General features: G+C 67.5%; 13 protein-coding genes. 12 read left to right on the plus strand and 1 reads right to left on the minus strand.

The annotated features are described in order from the left end of the window. The first annotated feature begins 193 nt into the window (after positions 1-193). From arc to prcA, 5 genes are all read left to right on the plus strand, one after another. Positions 194-1,975, plus strand: coding sequence for a proteasome ATPase (gene arc / locus MWU77_RS21915; protein WP_247274766.1), 1,782 nt, complete (start codon positions 194-196; stop codon positions 1,973-1,975). A 244-nt stretch (positions 1,976-2,219) separates the two neighbouring features. Next, positions 2,220-3,713 carry a depupylase/deamidase Dop gene (gene dop / locus MWU77_RS21920; protein WP_247274767.1) on the plus strand — a complete coding sequence of 498 codons (1,494 nt, stop codon included), beginning with the start codon at positions 2,220-2,222 and terminating at the stop codon, positions 3,711-3,713. 162 nt (positions 3,714-3,875) lie between these two features. After that, complete coding sequence (locus MWU77_RS21925) at positions 3,876-4,067, plus strand: ubiquitin-like protein Pup (protein WP_169690235.1); 192 nt, start codon at positions 3,876-3,878, stop codon at positions 4,065-4,067. Next, entirely contained in the window at positions 4,064-4,918 is an 855-nt protein-coding gene (gene prcB / locus MWU77_RS21930) for a proteasome subunit beta (protein WP_169690234.1), read from the plus strand. Before MWU77_RS21925 ends, prcB begins: the two co-directional genes overlap by 4 nt. Further along, on the plus strand, positions 4,915-5,691 hold the full coding sequence (prcA, locus tag MWU77_RS21935) for a proteasome subunit alpha (RefSeq protein WP_169690233.1): 777 nt from the start codon (positions 4,915-4,917) through the stop codon (positions 5,689-5,691). The genes prcB and prcA overlap by 4 nt, the downstream gene beginning before the upstream one ends. Here the strand turns inward: prcA and MWU77_RS21940 are convergent. After that, the gene (locus MWU77_RS21940; protein WP_247274768.1) at positions 5,676-7,157 is read right to left on the minus strand and encodes a phosphatase PAP2 family protein; all 1,482 of its coding nucleotides are present in this window, start codon (positions 7,155-7,157) and stop codon (positions 5,676-5,678) included. The two genes, prcA and MWU77_RS21940, sit on opposite strands and share 16 nt — an antisense overlap. 62 nt (positions 7,158-7,219) lie before the next feature. Here MWU77_RS21940 and pafA point away from each other — a divergent pair, with 62 nt between their 5' ends. The 7 genes from pafA (at position 7,220) to MWU77_RS21975 (ending at position 15,897) form a co-directional block, all read left to right on the plus strand. Continuing rightward, a complete protein-coding gene (pafA, locus tag MWU77_RS21945) occupies positions 7,220-8,578 on the plus strand; it encodes a Pup--protein ligase (RefSeq protein WP_247274769.1) in 1,359 nt (452 codons plus the stop codon). Positions 8,579-8,681: 103 nt separating this feature from the next. Then, complete coding sequence (locus MWU77_RS21950) at positions 8,682-9,716, plus strand: YafY family protein (protein ID WP_247274770.1); 1,035 nt, start codon at positions 8,682-8,684, stop codon at positions 9,714-9,716. Continuing rightward, positions 9,713-10,687, plus strand: a complete 975-nt coding sequence (locus MWU77_RS21955; protein WP_169690231.1) for a YafY family protein — start codon at positions 9,713-9,715, stop codon at positions 10,685-10,687. Before MWU77_RS21950 ends, MWU77_RS21955 begins: the two co-directional genes overlap by 4 nt. Before the next feature lie 135 nt (positions 10,688-10,822). Then, positions 10,823-11,083 carry a Sec-independent protein translocase subunit TatA gene (gene tatA / locus MWU77_RS21960; protein ID WP_169690230.1) on the plus strand — a complete coding sequence of 87 codons (261 nt, stop codon included), beginning with the start codon at positions 10,823-10,825 and terminating at the stop codon, positions 11,081-11,083. 100 nt (positions 11,084-11,183) lie between these two features. After that, positions 11,184-12,113, plus strand: a complete 930-nt coding sequence (gene tatC / locus MWU77_RS21965; protein ID WP_169690229.1) for a twin-arginine translocase subunit TatC — start codon at positions 11,184-11,186, stop codon at positions 12,111-12,113. After that, entirely contained in the window at positions 12,113-14,839 is a 2,727-nt protein-coding gene (locus MWU77_RS21970; protein WP_247274771.1) for an RNA helicase, read from the plus strand. Before tatC ends, MWU77_RS21970 begins: the two co-directional genes overlap by 1 nt. Positions 14,840-14,982: 143 nt before the next feature. Then, positions 14,983-15,897, plus strand: a complete 915-nt coding sequence (locus MWU77_RS21975; protein ID WP_169690227.1) for a DUF4333 domain-containing protein — start codon at positions 14,983-14,985, stop codon at positions 15,895-15,897. Positions 15,898-15,954: the final 57 nt, after the last annotated feature.

Below are 15,954 nucleotides of genomic sequence, written 5' to 3' on the forward strand. Positions count from 1 at the left end.
AGTGATCCTTTCGGGAACGAACAGTAACGGCACGAACGTCGAGATTAGGCAAGGCTAACAGTGTGGGGGCGTGGGGTGTCACCGTGCGCCCGTGACTGAGACGACACGCGTTCGCAACACCAGGATTTCGTGTCGCCACCCGCTTTCGGCGAACTGCCGGTAGCGTGGAATGACCAAGTGGAGGGAGTCGCACATGACCTCGTCAGAGAATCCGGACTCGGGTGCTGCCGCACGGGAACTCGAAGAACTGCGCGCCGAGGTGATCGCCCTCCGGACCAGGCTCACTGAACCGTCCGACCGTGTCCGCGACCTCGAATCGAGGCTCGAGTCGGTCACGGTACGGAACGGGAAACTGCTCGAGACTCTCAAAGAGGCACGTCAGCAGTTGCTCACGCTGCGCGAGGAGGTCGATCGTCTCGGTCAACCGCCCAGCGGATACGGGGTGCTGCTCGAAGCATTCGAGGACAGCACCGTCGACGTGTTCACCTCGGGTCGCAAGATGCGGGTAGGGGTGTCCCCGAATCTGGAGATCGACTCGTTCCGGACCGGGCAGACGGTGCGTCTGAACGAGGCATTGACGGTGGTCGAGGTCGGTGGGTTCGAACGCGTCGGCGAGATCACCACACTGCGCGAACTGCTCGACGACGGGCGCCGCGCGCTGGTGGTGGGGCATGCCGACGAGGAACGAGTGGTGTGGCTGTCGGCGCCGCTTGCGCAGATCGCGGCCCGCACTCTCGATTCGTCGGTCGACGAGGTCACCGACGAGAACGGTGACCGGTTCACGTTGCGGCCGGGTGATTCGTTGCTGGTCGACAGCAAGGCCGGGTACGCGTTCGAACGGATCCCGAAGGCCGAGGTCGAGGATCTGGTGCTCGAAGAGGTGCCGGATGTCGATTACCGCGATATCGGTGGTCTGGGTCGGCAGATCGAGCAGATTCGCGATGCGGTCGAGTTGCCGTTCCTGCACAAGGATCTGTTCCACGAGTATGCGCTGCGGCCGCCGAAGGGTGTGCTGCTCTACGGGCCGCCCGGGTGCGGAAAGACGCTCATCGCGAAGGCGGTCGCCAATTCGCTGGCGAAGAAGATCGCCGAGGCCCGCGGGGAGGATTCGAAGGAAGCCAAGTCTTTCTTCCTCAACATCAAGGGCCCGGAGTTGCTCAACAAGTTCGTCGGTGAAACTGAGCGGCACATCCGGATGATCTTCCAGCGCGCCAGGGAGAAGGCGTCCGAGGGTACCCCGGTGATCGTGTTCTTCGACGAGATGGATTCGATTTTCCGTACCCGCGGTTCGGGTGTGTCGTCGGATGTGGAGACGACGGTCGTGCCGCAGTTGCTCAGCGAGATCGATGGTGTGGAGGGCCTCGAGAACGTCATCGTCATCGGTGCGTCCAACCGTGAGGACATGATCGATCCGGCGATCCTGCGCCCCGGCCGGCTCGACGTGAAGATCAAGATCGAGCGTCCCGACGCGGAGGCGGCGCTGGACATCTTTTCGAAGTACCTGACCGAGCAGTTGCCGGTGCACGCCGATGACATCGCCGAGTTCGGGGGCGATCGGTCGGCGTGTGTGCGGGCGATGATCGAGCGGGTCGTCGATCGGATGTACGCCGAGTCGGAGGAGAACCGGTTCCTGGAGGTCACCTACGCGAACGGCGACAAGGAGGTCCTGTATTTCAAGGACTTCAACTCGGGTGCGATGATCCAGAACATCGTCGACCGCGCGAAGAAGTACGCGATCAAGGCGGTGCTGGACACGGGCACCAACGGTCTGCGGGTACAGCATCTGCTCGATTCGATCGTCGACGAGTTCGCCGAGAACGAGGATCTGCCCAACACCACCAACCCCGACGACTGGGCGCGGATCTCCGGGAAGAAGGGCGAGCGGATCGTGTACATCCGCACGCTGGTGACAGGCAAGAACGCGAGTACGAGTCGCGCGATCGACACCGAATCGAACACCGGCCAGTACCTGTAGCGGCAGCTACTTCGGCACAGGGGCGTGTCATGCCGTTGCCACGCGCATTGGCCCGAGCCACTCGGGTGGTCACCAACCGGATCGCGACGCCGGTGGCCCGGTATCTGCCGGGCACCGGCGTCGTCGAGCATCGCGCTCGCCGGTCCGGTCGCAGCGGTGTTGCGGTGGATCGATGCGCCGAGCTATTTGGATTGCGTGGCCTGCCGCGCTGGCGCGGGCTCGTCGATCACCTAGTCTCGACGGTATGCAGCGGATCATCGGTATCGAGGTCGAGTACGGGATTTCGTCGCCCAGTGACCCCACAGCGAACCCCATCCTCACATCCACCCAGGCGGTGCTGGCGTATGCGGCAGCGGCGGGGGTGCCGCGCGCGAAGCGGACCCGCTGGGACTACGAGGTGGAGTCACCGTTGCGGGATGCCCGTGGCTTCGATCTGGGGCGTTTCAACGGGCCTGCCCCGGTGATCGATGCCGACGAGGTCGGTGCGGCCAACATGATCCTCACCAACGGGGCACGGCTGTATGTCGATCATGCACATCCCGAGTTCTCGGCGCCGGAGGTCACCGATCCACTCGATGCGGTGATCTGGGACAAGGCCGGGGAGCGGGTGATGGAGGCCGCGGCCAGGCACGTGTCGAGTGTGCCCGGGGCGCCGCGCTTGCAGTTGTACAAGAACAACGTCGACGGCAAGGGCGCCTCCTACGGCACGCACGAGAACTACCTGATGAGGCGGGACACTCCGTTCTCGGCGGTGGTGGCGGGATTGACGCCGTTCTTCGCGTCGCGGCAGGTGATCTGCGGGTCCGGGCGGGTGGGCATCGGCCAGTCCGGGGACGAACCCGGATTCCAGCTGTCGCAGCGCGCCGACTACATCGAGGTCGAGGTCGGGTTGGAGACCACCCTCAAGCGCGGCATCATCAATACCCGCGACGAGCCGCACGCCGACCCCGACAAGTATCGACGTCTGCATGTGATCATCGGTGACGCGAACCTGGCGGAGATGTCGACGTACCTGAAGGTCGGCACGACGGCGTTGGTGCTCGATCTCATCGAGGCGGGCATCGACCTGTCGGATCTGCAGTTGGCGCGGCCGGTCACTGCGGTGCACCACATCAGTCACGATCCGACGCTGCGTAAGACAGTGGCATTGTCCGATGGCCGTGAGGTCACAGGTCTGGCGTTGCAGCGGCTCTACCATGAGCGGGCCGCGAAGTTCCATGACGGCACCGACGATTCACGGGTCGTCGATCTCCTCGACAAGTGGGCGATGGTGCTCGATCTGCTCGAGCGGGACCCGATGGAATGCGCAGATCTGCTGGACTGGCCCGCGAAGCTGCGATTGCTCGAAGGGTTCCGGCAGCGGGAGAGTCTGGCCTGGTCGGCGCCGCGACTGCACATGGTGGATCTGCAGTATTCGGATGTGCGTCTCGACAAGGGGCTCTACAACCGGCTCGTGGCCCGCGGGTCGATGCAACGTCTGGTCACCGAACAACAGGTGCTCGATGCGGTTCACACTCCGCCGGCGGACACCCGCGCGTATTTCCGTGGTGAGTGTCTGCGCCGGTTCGGTGCTGATATCGCGGCGGCCTCGTGGGATTCGGTGATCTTCGATCTGGGTGGGGAGTCGCTGGTCCGGATCCCCACTCTCGAGCCGTTGCGGGGCAGCCGCGCGCATGTCGGGGAGTTGCTCGAGACGGCGCAGTCGGCGGCGGAACTGGTCGATCAGCTCACGCACTGACCGGCGGATCGTCCCGCGGCAGTGCGGTGGTGGGGCGGCGACACGCGCCGGGACGCCACGCGCGGGGGCGTCTGCTCGGTAGTGTGGAGATCGATGTCGTGGCGTGCGGCCGGTCGCCGACCGGGGTCGTGTGCCACTCGAGTACAGGAGGAGGTCGCGGCTATGGCGCAGGAGCAGACCACACGCGGTGGCGGCGGAGACGACGACGAGGTGACCGGCGACGGCGGTGCGGGTCAGGAACGCCGCGAGAAGCTGGCCTCGGAGACCGACGATCTCCTCGATGAGATCGATGATGTGCTCGAGGAGAATGCGGAGGACTTCGTCCGGGCGTATGTGCAGAAGGGTGGCCAGTGACAGCGGACAGATCCTCGCTTCCTTACCGCGAGGTGCAGGGGCGCCTGCACCTCGCGTCACCTCTGTCGTCGTTCACCGACCACTTGCGGGCGTATGCGCCGGAGTTGTTGCCGGAGAACCGGTTCGCACGTGAGCTGGGCAGTGCCGGTGAGCTCGCACCGCACGGCACGACGATCGTGGCGGTCACGTTCGACGGTGGGGTGATTCTGGCCGGTGATCGGCGGGCCACGATGGGCAACATGATCGCGTCCCGGGACGTGGAGAAGGTGTTCGTCACCGACGCGTATTCGGCGGCGGGTATCGCCGGTACCGCGGGTTTGGCCGTGGAGATGGTGCGGTTGTTCGCGGTCGAGCTCGAGCATTACGAGAAGATCGAGGGTGTGTCGCTGACCTTCGACGGCAAAGCGAATCGGCTGGCGTCGATGGTGCGGGGCAATCTCGGTGCGGCCATGCAGGGTCTTGCGGTGGTGCCGTTGCTGGTCGGGTTCGATGTGGATGCAGCGGACCCGCGTCGGGCGGGGCGGATCGTGTCGTACGACGTGGTCGGGGGCCGCTACGAGGAACGCGCGGGGTATCACGCCGTGGGGTCCGGGTCGGTGTTCGCGAAGTCGGCGCTCAAGAAGCTCTATCGCGCCGACGCGGATGCGGCAGCGGCGCTGCGCATCGCTGTCGAGGCGTTGTACGACGCCGCCGATGATGATTCGGCTACCGGAGGTCCGGACACGACCCGCGGGATCTACCCGACTGCGGTGTCGGTCACCGCGGCGGGAGCGATGGTGGTCCCGGAAGCGGACCTGGCCGAGTTGGCGCAGGCAATCGTGGTCGACCGTACGGCAGGAGATGCCCGATGACGTTGCCGTATTACGCGTCCGCCGAGCAGATCATGCGGGATCGTTCGGAGTTGGCTCGTAAGGGCATTGCCCGGGGCCGCAGTGTGATCGCGTTGATCTACGCGGACGGTGTGGTGTTCGTGGCGGAGAATCCGTCGAAGGCGCTGCACAAGATCAGTGAATTGTACGACCGGCTCGGGTTCGCTGCGGTCGGCAAGTACAACGAGTTCGAGGCGTTGCGGCGCTCCGGGATCATGCGCGCCGACATGCTCGGGTATTCGTACGATCGGCGTGATGTGACAGGTCGGTCGCTGGCGAATGCGTACGCGCAGACCCTCGGGACGATCTTCACCGATCAGCCGAAGCCGTACGAGGTGGAGATCTGTGTCGCGGAGGTCGGGCAGGCCGGCGACACCGGGTCGGCGCAGCTGTATCGCATCACCTATGACGGGTCGATCGTCGACGAGCCGCAGTTCGTGGTGATGGGGGGCAGCACCGAGCCGATCCTGGCGGCGGTCCGCGAGTCGTACCGTCCGGGTCTGGGATTGGCGGACGCTGTGCAGGTGGCGGTGTCTGCGCTGCAGAAGGGCACCTCCACGGGGTCGGACACTGCGGGCCGGGTCCTCGGTCGCGGTGAGCTGGAGGTAGCCGTGCTCGAGCGGTCCCGGCCACGGCGTGCGTTTCGCCGTATCTCCGGTGCCGCCCTCGACGCGCTGCTGCCCGCCGCGTCGCCCCCGGCGGCGACGCAGGACGCTCCGGACGCCGGGGACGGTACCGATCAGGGGACGAGCTGAGAATCCGGTAGCCGATACACGGTCAGTGCTGATGGCACCGCCTTCATCTCGAAGGCGGTGCCATCGGCGTTGACCTCACCGTCGGTGGCCGACGCGACCGGCGGAGCGTCGAGGCGCACGGACACGGAGGTGACATCGCGCTGCCGGTAGACGCTGCTGGCCCCGAGGGTGCCCGTTGCTGCGGCGAACAACAGTCGAAGGCGGGACCAGCGTCGATCCGCGCGCAGGTAGCGCACATCGAGGGTGCCTGCGTCGAGCGCGATCCGGGACATGGGCACTTGGTCGGTGGGCCGGTAGCAGCCGTTGCCGGCAAACAGCAACCACAGTGCGGTCTCGGTGCCGTCCACGTGTGCTCGGATGGGAGCGGCGGTAGCGAGCACCGCGATCATCGCGGCGGCCGCTGCCGGCCATTTCCCGATGCGCGGCTCCCATGTTTCCCGGAGCCGCACCGCATCCGGGTAGCCGCCGAGACTGGCGGTATTGAGGAAGAGCCGGTCGCTGTGGCCTCGGGGACCGGTGATGGTGACCGTCCCGAGGTCGATGCGCGCTGCCTGGCCGCTGGTGACCGCGTGCGCGGTGTCAGCGGCGGTGCGGGCCCCGACGTCCACCGCGAAATGGTTGAGGGTGCCGCCGGGGAAGACCGCAAGTGGCAGTGCATGGCGGTGCGCGGCGGCGGCGACTGTCGCGACGGTGCCGTCCCCGCCACACACCCCCACCGCCGAGGGGTGAGCCTCGGCGATGAGCCGGTCGAGGTGCGGACCGAGGTCGGTGTCGGGGTCGAGCAGTTCGATGCGCGCCCGGGGGAGCAGATCGGCCAAGGCTGCGGCGGTGGCGTCGCTGCTGCCCGACCGTGGGTTGACCACCACCAGCAGTCCGCGACCGTCGGGCAGGGCAGGGGCGTCAGCGGCGGTGTCGGCGCGGGCAGGTTCGTCCGCGCGCACCGCCCACCAGCGGCGGGTGGACAGCGCGACCGCGGCGCCGACGACAGCGCCGACGGCCACGTCGCCGGGCCAATGCACCCCGGTGTGCACGCGCGAATAGGCGACGGCGGCCGCGAGGGGGGCCAGTGCCGCGCCCGCGGCCGGTGATTCCAGGGCGACGCCCGTGACGAATGCTGCCGCAGAGGCGGAATGTCCGGACGGGAACGACGAGGACGTCGGGATCGGCACGAGACGCCGCGCGAATCGCGGGTCGGTGCGGGCCGGTGGTCGTCGGCGTGGCAACAGTGGTTTGAGGAGGCCGTTGGCCAGGGCGCTGGCCCCGGCCACGGATGCCAATCCGCGGACCGCGCCGCGGCGGACACGACCGCCGCACAGGACGCACAGGGCGGCGCAGCCCATCCACAGCACACTGTGGTCGGCGCTGCGGGTGAGCCGCCGGAAAAGCGGGTCGACGGCCGTGGGGACACGGTCGGTGAGCGCGAAGAGCGCATGGTCGGCTTCGCGGGCGCGTCGACGGAAGGTCACAGCTGGGAACTCTAGATGCGTTGCGCCCCCTCGGTGTTGTGTGTGCGCGGTACTGTCGAAGTGTGCAGCGACGAATCATGGGTATCGAGACGGAGTTCGGCGTCACGTGCACCTTCCACGGGCATCGCAGGTTGAGCCCGGACGAGGTGGCCCGCTATCTGTTCCGGCGGGTGGTGTCGTGGGGTCGCAGCTCGAATGTGTTCCTTCGGAACGGGGCACGCCTGTATCTCGATGTGGGTTCCCACCCGGAGTACGCGACTGCCGAGTGCGACGATCTGCTTCAGTTGGTGGAGCACGATCATGCGGGGGAGCGGGTGCTCGAGGATCTGCTCGTCGATGCGGAGGAACGTCTCGCCGAGGAAGGTATCGGCGGCGACATCTACCTGTTCAAGAACAACACCGATTCGGCCGGGAATTCGTACGGGTGTCACGAGAATTTCTTGGTGGCCCGCGTCGGGGAGTTCTCGCGGATCTCCGATGTGTTGTTGCCGTTCCTGGTGACACGGCAGTTGATCTGCGGGGCCGGGAAGGTACTGCAGACACCGAAGGCGGCCACGTTCTGTTTGTCGCAGCGTGCCGAACACATCTGGGAAGGGGTGTCGTCGGCAACGACGCGGTCGCGGCCGATCATCAACACCCGCGACGAGCCACACGCCGATGCCGAGAAGTATCGCCGGCTGCATGTGATCGTGGGCGATTCGAACATGTCGGAAACCACGACGATGCTCAAGGTGGGGTCGGCGTCGTTGGTGCTCGAGATGATCGAGGCCGGGATCTCGTTCCGCGATTTCGCGTTGGACAATCCGATTCGTGCGATCCGGGAGGTCAGTCACGATATGACCGGGCGGCGCCCGGTGCGTCTGGCCGGCGGGCGGCAGGCCAGCGCTCTCGACATTCAACGCGAATACCATGCGCGGGCGGTGGAGTATCTGCGGCACCGCGAGCCGGACGCGCATGTGGCGCAGGTGGTGGACCTGTGGGGTCGAGTGCTCGATGCCGTCGAATCGCAGGATTTCGCGAAAGTCGACACCGAGGTCGATTGGGTGATCAAACGTAAACTGTTCCAGCGGTACCAGGATCGCTACAGCATGGAGTTGTCGGATCCGAAGATCGCGCAGCTGGATCTGGCGTATCACGACATCAAACGCGGTCGTGGTGTGTTCGACCTGTTGCAGCGCAAAGGATTGGCGACACGGTTGACCACCGACGAGGCGGTGGATCGGGCGGTGGAGACGCCGCCGCAGACCACCCGCGCGAAGTTGCGTGGCGACTTCATCGCGGCGGCGCAGGAGGCGGGCCGCGATTTCACCGTCGACTGGGTACATCTCAAGCTCAATGATCAGGCGCAGCGCACCGTGTTGTGCAAGGACCCGTTCCGGTCCGTCGACGAACGGGTCGAGCGGCTCATCGCTTCGATGTAGCGGCACTCGCGACCACCTGCAGGGCGGTTGCTCCGCCCGCGCGTCCCGGCCACGGTGGGATGGGCGCGGGGCGACCGGACGCCGGGGGCATTAGGGTTGGCCCGTGGCGATCTCGAAAGTCGAACGGTTGGTCAACCTGGTCATCGCGTTGCTGTCGACCCGTCAGTTCCTCACCGCGGAGAAGATCCGGGCGTCGGTGGCGGGCTACGCGGAGTGCGCGAGCGACGAGGCGTTCAGCCGCATGTTCGAACGCGACAAGAATGAACTCCGCGACCTCGGGATTCCCCTCGAGACAGGGTTGGCGTCGCGGTATTCGACGGTCGAGGGCTATCGGATCAACCGGGACGCCTACGCGTTGCCGGAGATCGACTTGAGCCGGGAAGAGACCGCGGCGGTCGCGGTCGCTGCCGCGTTGTGGGAATCACCGGAGTTGACGTCGGCGGCGCAGGGCGCGTTGCTCAAGTTGCGGGCCGCGGGAGTGCAGGTCGACGCCGACCCGGCGGGCACGGTCGCGACGATCCCGGCGCGGGCCCGCGGCTCCGAACCGGCCTTGCAGAAGTTGCTCGCTGCGATCGACGAGCGGCAGGCCGTGCAGTTCGAGCATCGCAGCGCGCCCACCGACCCGTGGACACTGCGCACGGTCGAGCCGTGGGGTGTGGTGACGGTGCACGGCCGCTGGTACCTGGTGGGGCACGACCGGGACCGGGACGCGATTCGCACCTTCCGTCTGTCGCGGATCTCCGATGAGGTCACTGTGGTCGGTGCGTCGGGTGCGGTGCAGATCCCCGAGCAGGTGGATCTGCGGGCCCGGGTGCTTGCCGCGACCCGCCCCGGCGATGTGACCGGGACGGCGCGGGTGTGGGTGGCTGCCGGGCGCGCATACGAGGTACGCCGACTCGGCCGTGACGTGGGTTCTCGACAGGTCGGTGGTCGCGCAGGCAGTGTGGTCGAGGTGCCGCTGCGCGCCGGAGCCTGGATCGCCCGTACCCTCGCGGGGCAGGGCGCCGACGCGTTGGTGCTCGACCCACCCGAGTTGCGCGACGAGGTCCGCCGGATCCTGACACAGGTTGCGGCCGGTGAAGCGACAGCACCCGGCGAGAGCGCGGGCGAGGAGACGGTGGGGGAGGAACAGCGGTGAGCAGTACTCGACTGGCGGGGCGATTGACCCGCCTGCTGAATCTGGTGCCCTATTTCACTGCGCGCCCCGGGATCAGCGCGGCCGCTGCCGCCCGTGATCTGGGGGTCACCCCGAAACAGATCATGGACGATCTCAATCAGCTGTGGGTGTGCGGGCTGCCCGGCTACGGTCCCGGCGATCTGATCGACCTGTCGTTCTCCGAGGAAAGCATCGTGGTGACCTTCACCGCGGGTATCGACCGGCCACTGCGGTTGACCTCCACCGAGGCGACGGTGCTGCTCGTGGCACTGCGGTCGTTGCTCGAGATGCCCGGAGTGGTCGATCCGACGGCGGCGCAGAGCGCCATCGCCAAGATCGAGGCCGCCGCCGGAAGCGCTGCGGCCGGACCCGAGACCGCGATCGCCCCGGTTCCCGACGATCCCGTCGCGGCGCGGGTGCGGGATGCAGTCCGGGACAGGCGAGCGGTCCATCTGACCTACTATTCGGCGTCCCGCGACACCGTCTCCGAACGCGACGTCGATCCGATCCGCATCGTGCTCGTCGACGAACACACCTATCTGCAGGCGTGGTGCCGCACGGCTGAAGGGGTGCGGCTGTTCCGCTTCGACCGGATCGACGAGGCACGGGTCCTCGACGAACCCGCACGACCCCCGCAGCAGTCACTCGACGTCGACGAGCACCTCGAGTTGTTCGCGGGAGATCCCTCCCTTCCGGCCGCACGGTTGCGGATCGCCCCGTCCTACTCTTGGCTGCTCGACTACTATCCGCTCACCGACGCGGTGGTGCTTCCCGACGGCAGTTGCGAGGCGGTGTTGCGGTTCGCGTCGCCGGAGTGGCTGGTGCGTCTGGTGGTGGGGCTCGGCGCGGGCGTGACCGTGCTCGGTCCGGGTCCTCTGCGTGACGCGGTCCGGGAGCGGGCGGTGACCGCGCTCGACGCCTACGCCGCGCTCGGTGACGCCCCCTCGGTGTGACTCACAGAACCACCGCGGGAATGACACGACCGCGATGTGAACGCTGTGCAAACACTGCGTCGAACAGTGTTCTCGGGACCGCCGATGTGCTGCTGTCCGGTAGCATCGTGCAGAGCCAATCAGTGGAGGTTGTAAATGGGTGCAATGAGCCCGTGGCACTGGGCCATCGTCGCGTTGGTGGTCATCATCTTGTTCGGCTCGAAGAAGCTGCCGGATGCCGCGCGCGGTCTGGGCCGTTCGCTCCGGATCTTCAAGAGTGAGGTCAAGGAGATGCAGAACGACGACGCTCCGACGCCCGCTCAGCCGACGCCGAACCCGTTGCCGGCGCCGACGGTGACCGAGCCGACCCAGGTGTCGGCCCAGAATGTGACGCAGCCCGACCAGCGGTCGGCCTGATCGACTTCTCCCCACCGGGGCACCCGCCGGGTGTCCCGGTTTCCGCTGACCCAGTGCCCCCACCGCGGTGGTGGCCCTGACAGGAGCTGAGACCCGCACCGTGCGAATCCCGTTCGATCCACGCCGCAGTCGGCGCAAGACAAACCCCGACGGCAACATGTCGCTGGTCGAGCATCTCTACGAGCTGCGCACGCGGTTACTCATCGCCGTTGCCGCGGTGATCGTGACTACCATCGTCGGGTTCTTCTGGTACAGCCACGGCCCGTTCGGCACGTCGAGTCTCGGTGCGATCCTGCTCGATCCGTACTGTTCGCTGCCCGCGTCCGCGCGCGCCGATTTCAGCAGTGACGGCGGATGCTATCTGCTGGCCACCGGCCCGTTCGAACAATTCATGCTGCGATTGAAGGTCGCGGCCACCGCCGGTGTGGTGCTCGCCTGCCCGGTGTGGCTCTACCAACTGTGGGCGTTCATCACCCCCGGTCTCTACGCGAAGGAACGCCGGTATGCCGTCGGGTTCGTCACTTCCGGCGCGGCGTTGTTCGTCGCCGGTGCGGTCCTGGCGTATCTGGTCGTCACCCACGCGTTGTCGTTCCTGTTGACCGTCGGCAACGATGTACAGGTCACCGCGCTGTCCGGTTCCGAGTACTTCGGATTCATGATCAACCTGCTGGTGATCTTCGGGGTGTCGTTCGAGATTCCGTTGGTGCTCGTCGCACTCAACGCGGTGGGGATGCTGTCGTACGAGAAGCTCAAGGCGTGGCGGCGTGGCCTGATCATGGCGGTGTTCGTGTTCGCGGCGATCGCCACCCCCGGACAGGACCCGTTCTCGATGTTGGCGTTGGCGTTGGCGTTGACGCTCCTGGTCGAGTTCTCCATCCAGATCGCGCGCCTGAACGACAGGCGCCGCGCCCGCAAGGCCCGGGACGAAGGCTGGGGCGACCTCGACGACGAGGAAAGTTCGTCCATTGCGGCCCCGACCCCGGTCGAGAAACCGACCCCGGCCGCCCCCGACTATTCCGACACCCTGTGATGGACACCCCCGACAGGTCGCCGGCCGAGGCCGCGCCCCAGTTGACGATGTTCGCGTCCGGCCTGCCGTTCCCCCTCGATCCGTTCCAGCAGCAGGCATGCCGCGCGCTCGAGGGCGGGCACTCGGTGTTGGTGTGCGCCCCCACCGGCGCGGGCAAGACCGTCGTCGGGGAGTTCGCGGTGCACCTGGCAATCCAGGCCGGCACAAAATGCTTCTATACCACCCCGATCAAGGCGCTGAGCAACCAGAAATACGCCGACCTGTGCGCCCGGCACGGTAAGGAACAGGTGGGGTTGCTCACCGGCGACCAGTCGATCAATCCGAACGCGCCGGTGGTGGTGATGACCACCGAGGTCCTGCGCAACATGCTGTATGCGTCGTCGCCGACCCTGATCGGGCTCAGCCACGTGGTGATGGACGAAGTTCATTTCCTCGCCGACCGATTCCGAGGTGCGGTGTGGGAAGAGGTGATCCTGCACCTGCCCGACGATGTGCGGCTGGTGAGCCTGTCCGCGACGGTGTCCAACGCCGAGGAGTTCGGTGACTGGATGACCACGGTGCGAGGCGACACGGCGGTCGTCGTCGACGAGGTGCGCCCCATCCCGTTGCATCAGCACATGATGGTCGGGCCCCGCCTCTACGACCTGTTCGATACCCGCGCCGAACCCACCGATATTCCCGCAGCAGAGCGACGCCGCGGGGTCGTGGTGGATCCGGAACTGGCAGCCCAGGTACGGCGCCGCGCAAGCATCGACGGCGATCGGTGGCAGGCGCGCGGACGCAGCACCTTCCGGCCGATTCCCCGACCCGATGTGATCGTCCGCCTCGACGCCGAAGGGTTGCTGCCCGCGATCACCTTCGTGTTCTCCCGCGCCGGCTGCGACGCCGCGGTGTCCCAGTGCCTGCGGTCCGGGTTGCATCTGACCACCGACGACGAGGCCGCCGAGATCCGGCGGATCGTCACCGAGCACACCCGCGAGTTGCCGCGCGCCGACCTCGAGGTGTTGGGGTTCGCGTCGTGGCGCACCGCCCTCGAGCGCGGTATCGCCGCGCATCACGCGGGAATGTTGCCTGCGTTCCGGCACACCGTCGAAGAACTGTTCGTGCGCGGTCTGGTGCGGGCGGTGTTCGCCACCGAAACCCTCGCCTTGGGCATCAACATGCCCGCCCGCACGGTGGTGCTCGAACGGTTGGTCAAGTACAACGGGGAAACCCACGCGGAACTGACCCCCGGCGAGTACACGCAGCTCACCGGGCGGGCCGGCCGTCGCGGTATCGACGTCGAGGGCCACGCGGTGGTGTTGTGGCAGCCGGGTGTGGAGCCGGCCGCTGTCGCGGGGCTGGCCTCGACGCGTACCTTCCCGCTGCGCAGTTCGTTCCGCCCGTCGTACAACATGGCGGTCAACCTGATCGATGCGGTCGGGGTGGCGCGGTCCCGCGCGCTGCTCGAGATGTCGTTCGCGCAGTTCCAGGCCGACAAGTCGGTCGTCGGCGCCACCCGCGGCATCGAACGCAACGAGAAGCAGCTGGCGAAGATGCGCGAGCAGCTCGGCGGCGCCGACAGCGAGATCTTCGATTACGTGCGGTTACGGGCCGATCTGACCGACGCCGAGCGACAGCACGAACGGAAGAAGCGGCAGGATCGGCGGCAGGCGTCGGTCGCGTCGCTGGTGGCGTTGCGCCCCGGGGAGATCGTCGCGGTTCCGGCGGGGCGGCGCACCGGGCTGGCGGTGATCATCGACCCGGATCATGATGTCACCGATCCACGTCCCTACGTGGTGACCGCCAACGGCTGGGCGGGGCGGCTCTCGGCGGGAGACTTCCCCACCCCCGCGGTCGTGGTGGGACGCTTGAAGTTGCCGCGGCACGCTGATCCGCGGACCGGGCGCGGCAGGCGGGACATCTCGTCGGCGTTGCGGTCGAAGGGTCTGGTGCCTCCGCGTCGAGCGAAACGGTCCCGCAGCGGCGGCGACACCCGCGAGATCGACGCGTTGCGCCGCGCGCTGCGCACGCATCCGGCGCGGGCGAACCCGGAGGTGGAGGCGTTGGCGCGGGTCGGGGAACGCTACAACCGGTTGTTGCGCGACACCGAGCATCAGCGACGCAAGACGGCGGCGACCACCGATTCGTTGGCGCGCACGTTCGAGCGGATCGTGTTGTTGCTGTCGGAGCGCGGCTACCTGACCGGTGGGGACGATCCGGCGACGACCGAGGCGGGGGAACGGCTCGCCCGGATCTACACCGAATCGGATCTGTTGGTCGCCGAGTGTCTGCGTACCGGGGTGTGGGCGGGGCTGTCGCCGGCGGAGCTCGCCGCGGTCGTCTCGACGGTGATCTTCGAGTCCCGTGGCGATGATGTGCCGGAGGTGCGGGGCCCCACCGGCCCGATCCGGCGGGCGTTGGCCGACACGGTACAGCTGTGTGACATGCTGCGGGCCGATGAGCTGCGTCATCGGTTGCCGACGACCCGCGAACCGGATTTCGGGTTCGTCTCTGCTGCCTACACTTGGGCGGGTACCGCGTCTTTGACCGAGTCGCTGTTGGCGGCCGTCGCCGCGGGCAGTGAACTCTCTCCCGGTGACTTCGTGCGGTGGTGCCGACAGTTGATCGATCTGCTCGATCAGATTCGCACGACCGCGCAGGATCCGGCGTTGGCAAAGGCGGCGGGCCGGGCGGTCGCCGCGATCCGCCGCGGGGTTGTGGCCGTCGATGCGACCGCGGCATGAGTGCCCAGGCTGCCGGGGCCGAGACGTGGGTGGTCTCCCCACCCGTCCGGTATGTGTGATTTGATACGGCCGCTGCCACACGGGGGACCGAGCGCTGGTGAGCATTACGCTGAACCTATGAACGATGCCGAGTGGAGGCGACAATGACCGGCCCGAACGAACCGCAGGACCCGAACGGGAACGAGCAGGCCCGCGACCCGTGGGCCCCGCCCCCGTCCGGCGCCGAGACTGCATCGCCGCAGACACCGACGCCGCAGTGGGGTGCCCCGGGAGGCGATGCTGCAGCGCCCACACAACAGTGGGGTGGTGGGGCGCCGACCGGTGACCCGTCCGCAGCGCCCACGCAACAGTGGGGGCAGGAACCGCACCAGCAGTGGGGACAGCAACAACAGCCCGGTCAGGGCGGAGCGTCCGCGTGGGGCGCACCACACGGTGGACAGACCCCACAGTCCAACGACCAGTGGGGTCAGCAGGCCCCGCAGTGGGGTGCCCCTGGCCCTGCGGGCACCGGTCCACAGCCCTGGGGCGCACCCACCACGCCGTCGGCTCAGCCCGGGTGGGGACAGCCCGGACAGCAGCCGGGTCAGATGGGCGGACAGCAGTGGCCCCCGCAGGGACAGCCCGGACAACCCTGGCAGCAGCCGGCCCCCGGGCAGGGAGGTCAACCCGGGTGGGGACAACAGCAACAGCAACCCGGTAGCGGACCGTGGCAGCCGCCGCACAACCCGGACGGAACACCCGGGGGGACTCGCTCGAAGCTGCCGTTGATCCTCGGCGGCGTCGGTGTGCTCGTGGTGGTGATCGCCGTGGTGATCGGGTTCATGACACTCGGCGGCGGTACCACCCTCGATTCCGAGGCCGCGCAGGCCGGCGTGGCGCAGGTTCTCACCGAGTCGTACGGCGCTCAGGAGGTCGGCGACGTGTCCTGCCCGGGTGATCAGAAGGTCGAGGCCGGGGCAAGCTTCGAATGCACCCTCACCGTCGACGGGCAGCACCGGTCGGTGACGTTGACCTTCACCGACGACAACGGCACCTACGAGGTCAGCCGCCCGAACTGACCGCTCTCACCGGAGATGCGTATCATCCGAAATCCCCGCTCACTGCACATGGGCGGG

It is taken from the genome of Rhodococcus sp. F64268, from assembly GCF_023015605.1.
In the GTDB taxonomy this organism is placed as follows: Bacteria; Actinomycetota; Actinomycetes; order Mycobacteriales; family Mycobacteriaceae; genus Rhodococcus.

Coding starts and splice junctions, on each gene's coding strand:
- MWU77_RS21925 (WP_169690235.1), top strand. CDS start 3,876: ATGGCGCAGGAGCAGACCACACGCGGTGGCGGCGGAGACGACGACGAG.
- tatA (WP_169690230.1), top strand. CDS start 10,823: ATGGGTGCAATGAGCCCGTGGCACTGGGCCATCGTCGCGTTGGTGGTC.
- dop (WP_247274767.1), top strand. CDS start 2,220: ATGCAGCGGATCATCGGTATCGAGGTCGAGTACGGGATTTCGTCGCCC.
- prcA (WP_169690233.1), top strand. CDS start 4,915: ATGACGTTGCCGTATTACGCGTCCGCCGAGCAGATCATGCGGGATCGT.
- MWU77_RS21970 (WP_247274771.1), top strand. CDS start 12,113: ATGGACACCCCCGACAGGTCGCCGGCCGAGGCCGCGCCCCAGTTGACG.
- arc (WP_247274766.1), top strand. CDS start 194: ATGACCTCGTCAGAGAATCCGGACTCGGGTGCTGCCGCACGGGAACTC.
- MWU77_RS21975 (WP_169690227.1), top strand. CDS start 14,983: ATGACCGGCCCGAACGAACCGCAGGACCCGAACGGGAACGAGCAGGCC.